We start from the raw sequence: 14,972 nt of genomic DNA, 5'->3' as shown, positions 1-14,972 counted from the left end.
CGGACCTCCGGGAGCAAGCTCCCTCGGCGGTCCGGGGTTCTCTCACCGAAGCACGAAGGGGCCCGTCACCTTCTCGGTGACGGGCCCCTCGGATCGAGCGGGTCAGGCGTTCGTGAGCTCGCGCTCTTTCGCGGTGGGCTCCGCGTCGAGAGCGTGGCCTTCGGTGTCGACGTGGGGAACGATCTTGTCGAGCCACTTCGGCAGCCACCAGGCCGACGTGCCGAGCAGGCTCAGCAGGGCCGGCATGAGCACCAGGCGGACGATGAAGGCGTCCGCCATGACTCCGACCATCAGGCCGAAGGCGATCGAGGCGCCGATCGCGAACTCGCCGGTGGCGAATCCTCCGAACACGACGGTCATGATCGTCGCGGCCGCGACGAGGACAGGACCGGAGCGGGCGAAGCCCTCGCGGATCGCCTCCTTGGGTGCCATGCCCTTGTCGTGCATCTCTTTGATCCGCGAGACCAGGAACACCTGGTAGTCCATTGCGAGACCGAAGAGCACGCCGACCAGCAACAGCGGCAGCAGGCTCAGCATGGGGTCCCCCTGGGGAGCCGCAATGAAGGGGTCGAGCCAGCCCCACTGGAACACCGCGGTGCTCGCGCCGAACGACGCGCCTACCGAGAGCAGGTAGCCGAGGGTGGCGATGAGCGGGATGACGAGCGAGCGGAACATCACGATCAGCAGCAGCAGCGAGATGACGACGATCACGATGATGTACTTCACGAGCGCGCTCATCAGCGCCGCATCCTGATCGATCCCGATCGCGGTCTCGCCGGTGACCTCGAGATGGACGCCGGCCAGAGTGTCCGCGTCGTCGCGCAGGGTGTGCACGATGTCCTTGGTCTCCTGGTCGATCGGGCTGCCGTCGGGGATGACGATGAAGCGCGCCATCGTGCCATCGGCCGAGATCTCGGCCGGAGCGACCTGGAGGACACCATCGAGCTCGGTGAGGCGGGACTGAACGCCGTCGGTCTTCGCGGCGATGTTGTCGCCCTCGGCGAGGACGATGAGCGGGCTCTGGGTGCCGCCGAACTCGTCGACGATCAGGTTGTAAGCGGTGCGCTCGGTCGAGTCGGGGCTGGAGCCGCCGGGGATGTTGAACGCGGTCTTCATGCTGAACATCGGCAACGCCACGATCACCAGGATGATGATGCCGGCAAGAGCGGAGATGACCGGGCGGTTGACAACGAAGCTGCCCCAGCCGCGCATGACACCGCGCTTCTGCTCGCCGCCCTCGACCATGAAATGCCCCGCGAGAACCTCGGCGCGCTGCTTCTTCGACAGGGCGCGCAGGCCCATCGTGCGCATCAGCGCGGGAAGGAGGGTCAGTGCCAGCAACACGGCCACCAGGACGGCGGCAGCGGCGGCGAAGCCCATCTCGGTGACGAAGCTGAGGTTCGCGACCAGCAGTGCCACCAGGGCGACGATGACGGTGAGACCGGCGAAGACCACAGCGGTGCCTGCGGTGCCGGTGGCGCGAGCGACGGAGTCCTCCACGCTCTTGCCGGCTCTCAGTTCGATCCGGAACCTCGAAAGGATGAAGAGGGTGTAGTCGATGCCGACGGCCAGCCCCAGCATGGAGGCCAGGATGATCGCGTTGTCGCCGATCGGGAAGAGCGAACCGTAGGCGAGGACGCCGACGAGGCCGACTCCGACACCGAACACCGCGATCAGCAGGTTGACGCCGGCCGCGAGGAGCGAGCCGAAGGTCAGGATCAGAACGAGGAAGGCGATGACGACGCCGACGAGCTCGCCGAGACCCGGCGCAGGGGCGCCGATCGGGACGAGATTGCCGCCGAGTTGGACGCCGAGCTCTGCGGGCGCGTTCTCCTGCAGGGCGAGCGCCGCCTCGTAGTCGGTCTTCTGGTCGTCCTCCGAGAGATCGGGGTAGGCCAGCGTGGCGACGGCGAGGGTCTGATCGGCGGAGACGTAGGGCTGGGCGGGGTCGAACGGGTCTGTGACAGACACGACTCCGGGCAGCGTTCGGGCCTCAGCGAGGAAAGCGGTGATCTCGGCCGATGTCGCCGGGTCTGCGACGTTCCCGCCGGCGGGCTGGAAGACGAGCTGGAGCGCGGCGGCCGATGAGTTGCCGGCGGCCGGGAACTCATCGTTCATCCGGTCGAGAGCTTGCGAGGCGGGCGAGTTCGGGACCGATGTCTTGGCGGCCTCACTCCCGCCATTCTGGGAACCGATGACCAGGGTGCCGATCAGGGCCGCGAAGATCACGATCCAGGCTCCGACGACCACCAACCGGTGACGTGCGCTGTACCGCCCGAGGCGGGCGAGAAATGTGGACATAGTGGCTCCTGGGAGAAGAGAGGACGGGGAGGGATAGCGGAAGCGCCGCCTGCATCCAGAGTCCCGCTGAGTGCTCTCCCAGGAGTCGTCCCCTGAGACCGTCACCTCTACTACATTCGAAGTAGACCCGTCCTCTTGTCGATCGCCGTCCGCGTGCTCTACTGCAGCGAGACGACAGCGAACGCTCTACCGGAACGACGACCGGGCCGCCGGACCGCGAGAGGGTGAAGGCATCGCGGAGCGCCCGGCCCCGCAGCCCAGGAGGCCACGATGTCCATGTCCAGCCCTTTCGTCACTCGCACCTTCACCAGCACGTCGCCCGCTGCTCCTGCACGGTCTCTTTCGTTTGGTCGTGCTGCGCTTCAGCACGTCCTGATCGCGATCTCGTCGGCCTCGATCATCAGTGGAGCGCTGCTTGAGAGCCTTGGTCTCCTCAGCCGGATCGGGGCCGGTCGGCTCGAAGTCCTTCGTCAGACCGAGCGCTGAGGGTCGGAGAGTTGGAGCGCGCGAGGGACCCCTGTCCGTCACCCTTCTTCTACTCGGGGTATGCGCCGGCCGCCCGACGCCACCACGGACTAGCCCTTCGCGAACCGAAACGTGTCGATGCACCCCGGCGCCAGCTGGCCGACCACGGCGGTGGTCTGCATGAGCCTTTTCTCTGCTCAGCCTCCGTTCGACTGAGGGATCCCCTCCGCAAGAGCGTCGAAGCGGTAGAGGAAGCCGCCATCGGAGCCGCTGACCGACGCGTAGGCATCAGTAGTGCCGGGCGCGATAGCGACGTTGGTCGCGGAGCTGAGGCCTGATGCCTCCCCCGCCGGCACCACCACCGTGGTCACGAGGGCTCCGTCGACGTTGTAGATCAGGATCTCCGGACGGTTGTGCACCCCGACGTAGAGGTTGCCGTCCGAATCCACCGCGATCGAATCGACTTGGCCCACGCCCGCGGAAGCAAAGATCGCGGGGTGAGCAGTAGCGACCTCCAACCCGCCAGGAGACAGTGTCAGCCGATCGATGCGGTTGCCGGTGTTCAGCCCCACCCAGAGTGCGTCGTACTCGGGTGAGAAGCCGATGCCGTTCGGCGAGGGCAGCTCCGAGGCCAGCACGGTCGCCTGCGCTGTCACCGGATCGATGTGGATGACACGACCGCTCGCCTCCCAGTAGGGCGCCGTCGCACCTGCCGCATCGGTGACGTATAGAGCGCCGTCGCGACCGAACGCGATGTCGTCGGGCTGCATGGGCGCCCCGTCGACCGGGCCGGCGAAGACTTCGCGGACATCGGTGCCATCGGTGGTCATGCTGCGCACCGCGCCGCCGACGAAGTCGGTCACGTAGAGGCGGCCGTCCGCCGGGCCGAACTGCGCGGAGGTCAACACGCTCGTGTCATCGGTATAGACGGTCTCGACGCTCTCGTCCTCGACGTCCACGCGAAGAACCTTGCCCTCCCCCGCCGGCGCCACCACGTCAACGACATACAGGCTCCCGTCGGGGCCGAAGGTCGGCCCCTCCAAGAGGGTCATCCCGGTTGCCTCATGGACGTCCGTCACCTGCATGACGCGTTCAGCGATCTGTTCCGCTGCTATTGGCGCGTCGGTGTCGTCCGGGGTTGCGGCCGCCGTGCACCCCGTGAGTAGCAGCACGGACGGCACCGCCAGGGAGACGAGCGCGCGCCTCATCGGGAGGCTCCGACCGTCGCGCCGACGAGTACGTCCCGCATGCCGTCTTCGCGCCACTCGCGCAGAAGTCGGTGGAACGCGATCGGTCCCGGGCTGTACGCGGCGCCGGCGATCGAGCGGGTGCCCTCGCCGTTGTAGTAGCCGGGCGTGCACTCGGCCTGGAACGCCCGGGTGTCGCTGGCGGTCTCGTGGACGGTGCGCACCCACGCCTCCTCGGCCTCGGCCGACGGCTCGAGGTAGCGGGCGCCGACCTCGCGACCGCGGGCGATGACGGCGGCGATGTGCTCGGCCTGCTCGAGGAGGATGTGCGCGAAGTTCACGGAGTTCGCGTTCTGGATGCCGCTGAGGTGGAAGAGGTTCGGGAAGCCGTGCGAGGAGAACCCGTGCAGGGTCCGCGGGCCTCGCGCCCACGCCTCCAGCAGAGTGCGCCCGCCGCGACCGGTGACGGGCAGAGTGCCCGACATGACCCCGGAGATCCCGACTTCGAAGCCGGTGGCGAAGATGAGGCAGTCGACTTCGTACTCGGCGTCCCCGACGAAGACGGAGGTCTCGGTCACCCGGGTGATGCCGCCCGCGTCCGCCGTGTCGACGAGGGTCACGTTCGACCGGTTGAAGGCCGGAAGGTACGTGTCGCTGAAGCCGGGCCGCTTGCACATGTAGCGGTACCAGGGCTTGAGGGCTTCGGCGGTCGCGCGGTCTTCCACGACCTCGTCGATGCGCGCGCGGAGGCGGTTCATCGTCGCGAGGTCGTCGAGCTCGTCGCGCCGCTCGCGCTCCTCGAGCGAGAGGCTCTCGTCGACCGCGCCGGTGAGGATCTGCCGTTGCAGGGCCGTCGTCGCGGTCCAGCCGTCCTGGACGAGGCTCTCCGCGACGGGCTCGCCGGCGAGGACCGCGAGGAAGTTCTCCATCCGCTCGCGCTGCCAGCCGGGCTGGAGGGACGCGGCCCACTCGGGGTCGGTCGGCCGGTTGTCGCGGACATCCACCGTCGACGGAGTCCGCTGGAAGACGACCAGCTCGCGAGCATCGGCGCCCACGTGCGGAACGACCTGGAGGCCTGTCGCTCCGGTGCCGACCACCGCGACGCGCTTGTCGGCGAGCCCCGTCAGGCCGCCGTCGGCCGAGCCTCCGGTGTAGCCGTAGTCCCAGCGGCTGGTGTGGAAGGTATGGCCGCGGAAGTTCTCGATCCCGGGAATGCCCGGGAGCTTCGCCTGCGTCATCGTGCCCGAGGAGGTGACGACGAAACGAGCGCGGAAGCGGTCACCGCGATCGGTGCCGACGATCCACTCGTCGCATTCCTCGTCCCACTCGAGTGACGTCGCCCGGGTCTGGAAGAGCGCGTCGCGGTAGAGCCCGTAGTGCTCCGCGATCGCGACGGAGTGCCGGCGGATCTCCTCCCCCGGTGCGTAGCGCTCGCTCGGCATCGTGCCGACCTCTTCGAGCAGCGGCATGTAGACGTAGGACTCGATGTCGCAGCGGACCCCCGGGTAGCGGTTCCAGTACCAGGTGCCGCCGACGTCGCCGGCCTCGTCCATCAGCCTGATCGACTCCACTCCGGCCTCTCGCAGTCGCGCCGCAGTGAGCAGGCCGCCGAAGCCGGCGCCGATCACGAGGACCTCCACGCGGTCCTCGACCGGCTCACGCTCGACGTGCTCGGTGTAGGGGTCCTTCGCGTAGTAGCCGAATTCGCCGGCGGCTCGTGTGTACTGGCCGGCTCCGTCGCGTCGGAGGCGGCGGTCCCGTTCGTGGCGGTACTTCTCGCGGGCGGCCTCGAGGTCGAGGGTGGCGGTGCTGGCGGTTCTGGCGGTCATCGTCTCTCGCTTTCGTCGCGCCGTGCGGCGCGACGTCCGCGGTCTTCCCGGACATCCGCGCAGAAGCAGGGTTCCCCCGTCTTCTCCGCGAACGCGCCGACACGACTCCGGATCGATCACTTGCTGCAGAAAGGTTAGCGTCGAACTAAGTAATTGTGCTGGGTGTCCGCTGACATCTACGGTGAGCGGATGCGAACCGATGACGCCCGCGCACGCACGATGTCGAGCATCGAGGCGCTGTCCATTGCGATCACCGTGCGGTCGATCCCGCGGGTTCTCGAGCCACTGATGACGACGGACCTGACGATTCAGCAGCTCAAGGCGCTGACCGTCGTCGTCACGACCGAGGAGGGAGCGACCGGAGCCGGACTCGCTCAGGCGTTCGCCGTGTCGATGCCGTCGATGTCGAAGCTCGTCGACCGCCTCGCGGCGGCCGGTTTGGTCCTCCGTGCGGAAGACCAGGTGGATCATCGGGTTCGCCGCATCCACGCGACGGACCTCGGTAGAGCGGTGGTCCGCGAGCTCATGGCCGCCCGGCCGGAGCTGGGCGAGGATGTCCTCTCCCGCCTCAGCCAGGAGGAGCTCGAGGCTCTCGAGACCGGGCTCCGGGCGATCAGCCGGGAGCTGCGCGGACCGCGCCCCTGACCGCTACTGGACCGACCAGCCGCCGTCGGAGGCGAGCACGATGCCGTTGACGTTCGCGGAATCGTCGCTCAGCAGCCAGGTGATCGAGGCCGCCATCGTGTCCGCCGACACCACCGGCGGGATGAGGGTGAAGAACGGCGCGAGACGCTCGCGTCCGAAGTCGGAGGCCATGCTCCCCTCGATCGCCGTAGCGGTCGGACCGGGCGCGACGGCGTTGGTGCGGATGCCGGAGGGTCCGTAGAGGAAGGCGGCACTCTTGGTGATGCCGACGACCGCGTGCTTGGACGCGGTGTAGGCGGTGCCGGCGGCGTTACCGCGCAGTGACGCCTCCGACGCGATGTTGACCACGGAGCCCCGGCCCTGCGCCAGCATCAGCGGCAGGACCGCGCGGCTGAGCGCGAAGGTGCCGTCGACGTTCACCGAGAACACTCGGCGCCAGAGGGCGTCCTCGGTCTCGTGCAGGGGCGTCATCCCGTCCATGATCCCTGCGATGTTCGCGAGACCGTCGACCCGCTCCCCCGCCGCTGAGAGGATCTCGGCGACCCCGTCCGTCGAGGTGATGTCGGCGGTCACGGTGACGACTGTGCCCTCGGGCGACGACGCGGCCAGCTCGTCGATGCCCTTGGGCACCACGTCGACGGCGATCACGCGGCCGCCCTCGCGGAGGATGCGGCGCGCGGTGGCGCGGCCGATTCCCGAGCCGGCGCCGGTGACGATCACCGTCCGACCGGTGAACCGGCCGTCGCCGACGGACTCCTCCTGCGTCTCCTCGAGGGGAATGACGCCGCCGTTGGCCTGCTTCACGAGCGTGTCGACCAGCTCCTGCGGGAACCGTCCGCCGCCGAGCTCGACGAGCGTTCGCAGGCTCAGGCCGGCCGCGGGGCGCAGGTCCTCGGCCGACTGGCCGCCCTGCGCGAGGATCTCCCGGAGGAGCGGGCCGCCGACGGCGTCATCGAGCCATTCCTGCAGGGTGTTCTTCGAGGTGAGCATGTCGTTCTCCTTCGTCTCGGGAACGTCGTTCCCCGCGAGGGGCGCGACGCTCTCTCAGAATCGCCGATCCCCGTCCGGGTGGCGTCGTCCAAGCGCGGCGGTGCAACTACTGCGTGTGCAGTAGAAATCACCGATGAGCCGGCTCGAGGGCCGGCAGTACTTCACCAGGGAGGGCCGGCTCTTCCTCCGCGAGAATGCGAGGCTTCGGGATGAACACCGCGAGGGCAGCGCAGAGGATCGCGGCAGCGAGGCCGAAGAGGAGCGCGAGGGTGAAACCCGACTCGGAGGGCACCGAGCCTCCGGAACCGCTGACCGCCGAGTTCGCGAGCACGGCGGCGACGACGGCTGCGGCGATGCTCGTGCCGAGGGCACGCATCAGCGTGTTCAGCCCGTTCGCCGCGCCGCTCTCGCTCACCGGGACCGCGCGCATGATCAGCGTCGGCATGGCCGCGTAGCCCAGGCCGATCCCGATGCCGATCACGACGTTGATCACGAGCACGAGCCAGACGGTCGGCTCGAGCACCACGGCGGCGAGGTAGGCGAGGGCGATGATGACGGCCCCGGCCACCAGCAGCGGCTTCGGGCCGACCCGCTTCTCCACCCGGCCTGCGACGGGCGACATCGCGAGCATCGCCAGGCCCGAGGGCATCAGGATCAGGCTCGCCTCGAGCAGGGGCAGGCCCAGGCCGCCCGTGGTCTCGGGGAGCTGCAGCAGCTGGGGGAAGACGATGCTCGAGGAGAACAGCGCGAATCCCATGGCGACGGACGCGAGGTTCGTCATCAGAACGGGGCCGCGAGCGCTCACCCGCAGGTCGACCAGCGGGTTGCTGCGGCGCAGCTCGTACCAGCCCCACAGCAACAGGGCCACGACTCCGATTCCGGCGCTGATCAGCGTCGGCGCGCTCGTCCATCCCCACTCGTTGCCGCGGGACACCGCGAGAAGCAGGCCGACGAGGCCGATCGCGAGCCCGACAGCGCCACCGAAGTCGAACCTCCCCCGCGCGTTCGAGTCGCCCGCCGGGATGACGAGGACGAAGAGGGCGAGGGCGACGGCGCCGATCGCGGCGGCGACCCAGAAGAGGGCGTGCCAGTCGAAGTTCTCGGTGACGAGGGCGCTGATCGGCAGACCTAGGGCTCCACCGACGCCGAGAGTCGCGCTGACCAGGGCGATGGCCGAGCCCAGTCGCTCCTTGGGCAGGATGTCGCGGAGGATCGAGATGCCCAGCGGGATCACCCCCATGCCAGTGCCTTGGAGGCCTCGGCCGATGATCAGCGGCACGACCGTCGGCGAGAGCGCGCAGATCACGGATCCCGCGATCAGGAGGGAGAGCAGCACGATCGCGACGCGGCGCTTGCCGTACATGTCGCCGAGCTTCCCCGAGACGGGTGTGCAGATCGCCGACACGAGCAGCGTGACCGTGATCACCCAGGCCGTGTCATCGCGGCTCGCGTCGAGCAGCTCGGGGAGCTGCGCCTGGATCGGGATCAGGATCGTCTGCATGAACGACGCCCCCATTCCCGCGAAGGCGAGGACGGCGATCACGAGATTCGGGCGAAGCTTCCTCCGCGAGGCGAGTGGTTCAGCAGCGGTTGCAGTCATCGGTTCTCCTGGCTCGAATGGTCCGAATGATACGTAGTATCTACACTGATACCGCGTCTCATATCCTATGCTCGAAACATGACCGCAGGGGCGAGAAATCGAGCGCGAGACCTCTTGCGTGCGCAGTTCGCCGCGGCGGTACTCGAGGTGTTCCTCCAGCGCGGCTACTCCACCGTCACGGTCGAGGATGCCGCGCGGGAGGCCGGGATGTCGCGGGCGACCTTCTTCCGCTACTTCGGCAGCAAGGAGGACGTCGTCGTCGCCGCGGTGGAGAGCAACAGCATCGACCACGCAGCGGCGCTACGGGCTCTGCCCGCCGACACCCGAATGTCCGGCTGGCAGCTGGTGCGCCTCGCGATCGAACCGGTCATCGTCGTCGCCGCAGACGACCCCGACGGGTACCGAGCTCGACTCCGCTTGATCATGGGCGAGCCTGCGCTCACTTCCCGGCTGCGCGAGCGTCGAGCAGAGAGTGCCGTTGCGCTCGCAGACGCCCTCGCTGAGCGCATCCCCGACGTCTTCACCGCACGGGTCCTCGCGAACGCTGCACTCGCAGCAATCGACATCGCCTGGGAACGCTGGGCAGTTGAGGACGACGTCGACCTCGGCGAGCTGGTCGATGCCGCCTTCGAGCGCCTCAGCTCCGCGGCCGGCTCAGTCAACTGAGCCGATCTGGAGGGAACATTTCCGTTGGCGGCTGTACGTAGGGAAGCATGTCGCCTGGCCGGTTCTCGTCCGGAGACGTCGGGAAAGGACCGCTGGGCGAGAGCAGGACTTGCATGTACGGGTCGAGGTGGTTGATCCAGTAGGCGCTGGACCTTGCGCTGGTGCGGATCTGTTCCCACATCCGCCAGAGGGCTTCAATGCGGGTCCGCGCTTCGACGCTGCTCCACCACTGTGCCGCCCATTGATCGTCGGCGGCTTGGCCCTTGGCCCTTGGCCGTGGTCCGGCGTCGGTGCCGCCATTCACCAGAGGTACCCAATCGGCTTAGGCCAATTTCGACGTTACGTCAGTATTTCATCTCAAGCGGAGTGCTCAGGCTGCGGCTGAGGCAGACCAGCCGGCCGGAAGCCGAGATCGCCGACGGGTACGCGTCTAGGAGTTCTTGTCCGGGTCAAACATGCCCTCAGGAGGCGGCAAATATGGCAGAGGCTCCCTCGGTAGGTTCTCGTCCGTTGCACCAACAAATGGTCCTTCAGTGGACAGCAGGACGCTCATGTGCGGATCGGCGTGGTTGATCCACCAGGCGCTGATCCCGAGCCCCGCGTCGAGCCTTGACGCTTCCCAGCTGCGCCAAAGCGCTTCGATGCGCTGCACGGCCTCATCGACGGTCCACCAGTCGGCGCGCCAGCGTCCGGTGCCCTGACCCTTGGCGGAGACGCGCCGCCGGTAGGTGTACCGCCAGTACTTCCGAAGCCACTCATCCGCGGACCCGTAGACCAGGCTTGGGGTGGACTCCTCCTCGAACGAGCGCTGCACGGCCGCTTCGGCGCGTTCCTGCATCAGCTCGACCCGCTCTGGCGTCAGTGCTCGCTCCGGGGCCTCCTTCATCATCCCGGCGATGATCCCGGTGATGACGTCCGCGAACTCACTCGCGGCGATCGCGTCGACGTCGAAAGCGCCGAGCAGCGACGCGGCCGCCGCCTGGCCGTCCCCGTCGACGGCGGCCGGGAGGCCCGCAGCCTTTTGCAGGTCTCCGCCCGCGAGCGGATCGTCGTCAGTCACGCTGTGCCTCCGTCCGCCGGGCGTCCTCGTTCTCCATCAGGGCCCGCATGGAGGCGGCGAGGTCGATCGCCGAAGCCGACTCGGCGCCGTGTACTGCCGCGGCCGCGGGGCATCGCGCCGAGTTCGTCCACGGTCAGGATCCGCTCGCTCGTTCGACATCGTGACGACCGCGCCCGAGCCCCGCACCGCACCGCCGCCCGCTCCCTGAGAAATCAACGAGCAGACGCAGATCCATCACGCACCTAGCGTCGAGGGCGACCCTCCCCGACCCGACCCCGGAGCGCCATGACCCCCCTCACCACCGCCGCACTCGCCTGCGGCGTCGACCCCGCACCCGCCCGCCCGGAAGCGGAGGCGTCCGCATGAGGGTCACCGACACCAGCGACCTGTGGTGGCGCGCCGCCGTCTACTTCAACCTCGACGTCAAGACCTTCATGGACTGGGACGACGACGGCGTCGGCGACCTCGAGGGTCTCGCGCACCGGATCGACTACCTCGCCGAGCTCGGGGTCGGCTGCCTCTGGCTCGCGCCGTTCTACTCCTCGCCCGGCAAGGACAACGGCTACGACATCAGCGACTTCTACGGCGTCGACGAGCGCTACGGCCACCACGGCGACGTCGTCGAGGTGATCCGCACCGCGCACGACCGCGGGATGCGCGTCATCGTCGACCTGGTCGTCAACCACACCAGCGACCAGCACCCGTGGTTCCAGGCGGCGCGCTCCTCCCCCGACAGCCCCTACCGCGACTACTACGTCTGGCGCGACGAGCCGCCGGCCGACCAGCCGGCGAACGTCTTCCCGGACGTCGAGGACGGCGTCTGGTTCTTCGACGAGGAGGCCGGGCAGTACTACCTGCACAACTTCTACCGGCACCAGCCCGACCTCAACACCGACAACCCGGCGGTGCGCGACGAGACCGCGAAGCTCGTCGGCTTCTGGCTGCAGCTCGGGGTCGACGGCTTCCGCGTCGACGCGGTGCCCTACCTGATCGAGCCGGGCGCCCGCGACGAGCACGAGTGGCTGCGCCTGCTGCGCCGCTTCATCAGCCGCCGCTCGGGCGAGGCGATGCTGCTCGGCGAGGTGAACACGACCCGCGACGAGCAGCTCGCCTTCTTCGGCGGTGAGGACGCCGACGAGCTGTCGATGCAGTTCGACTTCATCGGCAATCAGCGCCTCTACCTGGCGCTCGCACGGGAGGACGCGACGCCCCTCGTCGAGGCGATCGCGAGCCGCCCGCCGATCTCGGTCGGCAGCCAGTGGGCCAACTTCGTCCGCAATCACGACGAGCTGACCCTCTCGCAGCTCACCGACGACGAGCGCGACGAGGTCTTCGCCGCGTTCGCGCCGGAGGAGTCGCAGCGGATCCACGGCCGCGGCATCGTGCGCCGCCTCCCGCCGATGCTCGACGGCGATCCGCGCCGTATCCGGATGGTCTACAGCCTGCTGTTCTCGCTGCCCGGCTCGCCCGTCCTCTACTACGGCGAGGAGATCGGGATGGGCGAGAACGCCGACATCCCCGGCCGCAGCGGCGTCCGCACGCCGATGCAGTGGACCTCCGCGGCGAACGGCGGCTTCTCGCGCGCCGAGCCCGGCGACCTGATCGCGGCCCCGCCCGGCGGCGGCTTCGGCCCGGAGCACGTCAACGCCGCCGCCCAGCTCCGCGACCCCGGCTCGCTGCTCGCGCACATCAAGGGCCTCGCCTGGCTCTACCGCCGCTCCCCCGAGATCGGCTGGGGCGAGTACACCCACCTCCCGGCCGACCAGCCCTGCGTCTTCGCGCACCGGATGTCCGCGTCGACCGGCACGACCGTCGCCGTGCACAGCTTCGCCTCGAGCCCGCGCACCGTGAGGATCACGCTCCCCGACTCGGAGCCGGGCTCGCGCCTGGTCGACTCCCTCGGCGGCGAGTCGCGGCCGATCGGCGACGACGGCTCGGTGACCCTCGGGATCGACGGCTACGGCGCCCGCTGGTTCCGCGTGGTGACGGCGGAGTCGCGCCGCCTGGTCTGATCCGGGAGCGCGACTGGTCCGATCCGGGAGCGCCGACAGGTCCGATCCGGGAGCAGCGGCAGGAGAGGTCAAGCCCCTTCTGAGCGCCGAAGGGCCCTGCCTACCGTCGAAGGGCGGGCGACGAGGTCCGCACCGACTGCTCCCGGAAAGGTACGACCGCATGTTCTTCCACCGTCAAGAGCTCCAGTTCACGTCCTCCCCCTCCAAGCCCGACGCCGTCTTCGCCCGCCGGTTCCAGGAGGTGCTCGGCGGCCAGTACGGCGAGATCACCGTCGCCATGCAGTACGGCTTCCAGGCCTGGAACGCCCACGAGCCCGGCAAGTACCGCGACCTGCTCTACGGCATCGGCGCCGAGGAGTTCGGCCACGTCGAGATGATCGCGATCATGATCGCCCAGCTGCTCGAGAAGGCTCCCGTCGAGCAGTCCGAGGATGCCATCAAGAAGGACCCGGTTCTCGGCGCGGTCATCGGCGGCACCGACATCCAGGCCGCGATCGTCGCCGGCGCGGGCGTCCGCCCCGTCGACAGCAACGGCAACCCCTGGCAGGGCTCGTACATCACGGCGAGCGGCAACCTGCTGGCCGACTTCACCGCCAACGCGAACGCCGAGATGCAGGGCCGCCTGCAGGTCGCGCGGCTGTACCACATGACCGACGACCACGGCGTGCGGGACCTGCTCTCGTTCCTCCTGGCCCGCGACACGATGCACCAGAACCAGTGGATCGCCGCCGCCGCCGAGCTGCGCGCGGAGGGCGCGGAGGACCTGCCGGTGCCCTCGAACTTCCCGCTCTCGAAGGAGGAGCGCTCGGTGTCGTACGAGTACATCAACTTCTCGGACGGCGCCGCGGCCGCCGAGGGCAGCTGGGCGTCCGGACCCACGCCCGACGGCAAGGGCGAGTTCAGCTACCGCACGGCGAGCCCCGACGACGGCGTGCCGATGCCGCCGCCCACCCAGCCGGACGAGCGCTTCTACGGCACCTCGCCGAAGCCGAACATCGTCGAGAAGGCCGTCGGCGCCGTGAAGGACGCGGTGACCGGCAAGTAGCAGTCAAGGCCGTGGACGCCGGGAGGCGAAACGATTCGCGTCGTTTCGCCTCCCGGCCCTGGTCCGACGAGTGGGGATGCACCTAGGCTGACTGCGAATCGTTTCGCCTCACGACCCCGAGGAGTGGCATGGACGCCGCCGTCACCGCCGCCGACCCCCGCACCGCCGCTCCGCCGGCGCACCGCACCCTCGCGAGCGGTCGCCGCATCCCCTCGATCGGCGCCGGCACCTTCGGCTCCGACCGCTACGACGCCGAGACGGTCGGCCTCGCCGTCGAGCACTCGCTCCGGGCCGGCTTCCGGCTGCTCGACTGCGCCACGGTCTACGGCAACGAGCCACGCGTCGGGCGAGCGATCGCCGACTCCGGCGTGCCGCGCGAGGAGCTCTTCGTGATGTCGAAGATCTGGAACGACGCGCACGAGCCGGACGCCGCCGTCGCATCGGTCGAGCGCTCGCTCGAGGACCTCGGCCTCGACGTGCTCGACGCCGTCTTCGTGCACTGGCCGTTCCCCAACCACCACCCGCCGCACGCCGAGACCGACGCCCGCGACCCGGAGGCGCGCCCCTACGAGCACGCCGCGTTCCTGCGCACCTGGGCGGCGCTCGAGTCGCTCGTCGACCGCGGTCTGGTCCGGCACCTCGGCACCTCGAACGTCACGATCGCGAAGCTCGAGCGGATCCTCGCCGACGTCCGCATCGCCCCGGCGCTCAACGAGATGGAGCTGCACCCCTGCTTCCAGCAGCCGGAGCTGTTCCGCTACTGCCTCGATCACGGCATCCAGCCGATCGGCTACTCGCCGCTGGGCTCGCCGTCCCGCCCCGAGCGCGACCGCGTCGACGGCGACCTCGTCGACATCGAGCACCCCGCCGTGCAGGCCATCGCCCGCGAGCGCGGCGTGCACCCGGTCGTCGTCTGCCTCGCCTGGGCCGTCAACCGCGGCCAGATCCCGATCCCGTTCGCGGTGAAGCCCGAGCAGATCGAGGCCAATCTCGCCGCCGCGTCGCTCGCCCTCACCGCCGCCGAGCAGGAGTCCCTGCGCGGCGCCGAGCGCAACAACCGGCTGATCAAGGGCCAGGTCTTCCTCTGGCCGGGCAGCACCGACTGGCTCGACCTCTGGGACGCCGACGGCACGATCCCCGGCTGGGACGGCTACGGCTCGCCCGCGCTCTGA

General features: G+C 69.2%; 12 protein-coding genes. 6 read left to right on the top strand and 6 right to left on the bottom strand.

Annotated features, from left to right (window positions below):
• Positions 1-102: 102 nt before the first annotated feature.
• Positions 103-2,301 carry an MMPL family transporter gene (locus tag EDF43_RS10375; protein WP_132436667.1) on the bottom strand — a complete coding sequence of 733 codons (2,199 nt, stop codon included), beginning with the start codon at positions 2,299-2,301 and terminating at the stop codon, positions 103-105.
• Between the two features lie 270 nt (positions 2,302-2,571).
• On the opposite strand from EDF43_RS10375, the gene EDF43_RS10370 reads away from it, so the two are divergent.
• The gene (locus EDF43_RS10370; protein ID WP_123737443.1) at positions 2,572-2,787 is read left to right on the top strand and encodes a hypothetical protein; all 216 of its coding nucleotides are present in this window, start codon (positions 2,572-2,574) and stop codon (positions 2,785-2,787) included.
• 176 nt (positions 2,788-2,963) lie between these two features.
• On the opposite strand, the gene EDF43_RS10365 is transcribed toward EDF43_RS10370, so the two are convergent.
• A complete protein-coding gene (locus tag EDF43_RS10365) occupies positions 2,964-3,974 on the bottom strand; it encodes an SMP-30/gluconolactonase/LRE family protein (RefSeq protein ID WP_132436665.1) in 1,011 nt (336 codons plus the stop codon).
• A complete protein-coding gene (locus EDF43_RS10360) occupies positions 3,971-5,782 on the bottom strand; it encodes an NAD(P)/FAD-dependent oxidoreductase (RefSeq protein WP_132436663.1) in 1,812 nt (603 codons plus the stop codon). The genes EDF43_RS10365 and EDF43_RS10360 overlap by 4 nt, the downstream gene beginning before the upstream one ends.
• A 189-nt stretch (positions 5,783-5,971) precedes the next feature.
• Here EDF43_RS10360 and EDF43_RS10355 point away from each other — a divergent pair, with 189 nt between their 5' ends.
• Positions 5,972-6,427, top strand: coding sequence for a MarR family transcriptional regulator (locus tag EDF43_RS10355; RefSeq protein WP_132436661.1), 456 nt, complete (start codon positions 5,972-5,974; stop codon positions 6,425-6,427).
• A 3-nt stretch (positions 6,428-6,430) separates the two neighbouring features.
• Here EDF43_RS10355 and EDF43_RS10350 read toward each other — a convergent pair whose 3' ends face one another.
• Complete coding sequence (locus tag EDF43_RS10350) at positions 6,431-7,417, bottom strand: SDR family oxidoreductase (RefSeq protein ID WP_123734148.1); 987 nt, start codon at positions 7,415-7,417, stop codon at positions 6,431-6,433.
• Between the two features lie 127 nt (positions 7,418-7,544).
• Complete coding sequence (locus EDF43_RS10345) at positions 7,545-9,017, bottom strand: MFS transporter (protein WP_132436659.1); 1,473 nt, start codon at positions 9,015-9,017, stop codon at positions 7,545-7,547.
• Between the two features lie 78 nt (positions 9,018-9,095).
• Between EDF43_RS10345 and EDF43_RS10340 the strand changes: the two genes are divergently transcribed.
• Positions 9,096-9,683 carry a TetR family transcriptional regulator gene (locus EDF43_RS10340; protein ID WP_132436657.1) on the top strand — a complete coding sequence of 196 codons (588 nt, stop codon included), beginning with the start codon at positions 9,096-9,098 and terminating at the stop codon, positions 9,681-9,683.
• Positions 9,684-10,113: 430 nt separating this feature from the next.
• Here the strand turns inward: EDF43_RS10340 and EDF43_RS10330 are convergent, their stop codons facing one another.
• Positions 10,114-10,743: a DUF4913 domain-containing protein gene (locus EDF43_RS10330; RefSeq protein ID WP_132436655.1), complete on the bottom strand. Its 630-nt coding sequence runs from the start codon at positions 10,741-10,743 to the stop codon at positions 10,114-10,116.
• 362 nt (positions 10,744-11,105) lie between these two features.
• Between EDF43_RS10330 and EDF43_RS10325 the strand changes: the two genes are divergently transcribed.
• The 3 genes from EDF43_RS10325 (at position 11,106) to EDF43_RS10315 (ending at position 14,972) form a co-directional block, all read left to right on the top strand.
• Positions 11,106-12,755, top strand: a complete 1,650-nt coding sequence (locus EDF43_RS10325) for an alpha-amylase family protein (RefSeq protein ID WP_132436653.1) — start codon at positions 11,106-11,108, stop codon at positions 12,753-12,755.
• Between the two features lie 160 nt (positions 12,756-12,915).
• On the top strand, positions 12,916-13,800 hold the full coding sequence (locus EDF43_RS10320) for a manganese catalase family protein (RefSeq protein WP_123736530.1): 885 nt from the start codon (positions 12,916-12,918) through the stop codon (positions 13,798-13,800).
• Between the two features lie 128 nt (positions 13,801-13,928).
• Positions 13,929-14,972 (top strand): aldo/keto reductase, encoded by a 1,044-nt coding sequence (locus EDF43_RS10315; protein ID WP_123736531.1) that lies wholly within the window; start codon positions 13,929-13,931, stop codon positions 14,970-14,972.

The organism is Rathayibacter sp. PhB179 (assembly GCF_004345345.1).
Taxonomy (GTDB): domain Bacteria; phylum Actinomycetota; class Actinomycetes; order Actinomycetales; family Microbacteriaceae; genus Rathayibacter; species Rathayibacter festucae.
Note: the sequence above shows the minus strand (reverse complement) of the source record. Positions and strands in the feature narration are given on the sequence as shown.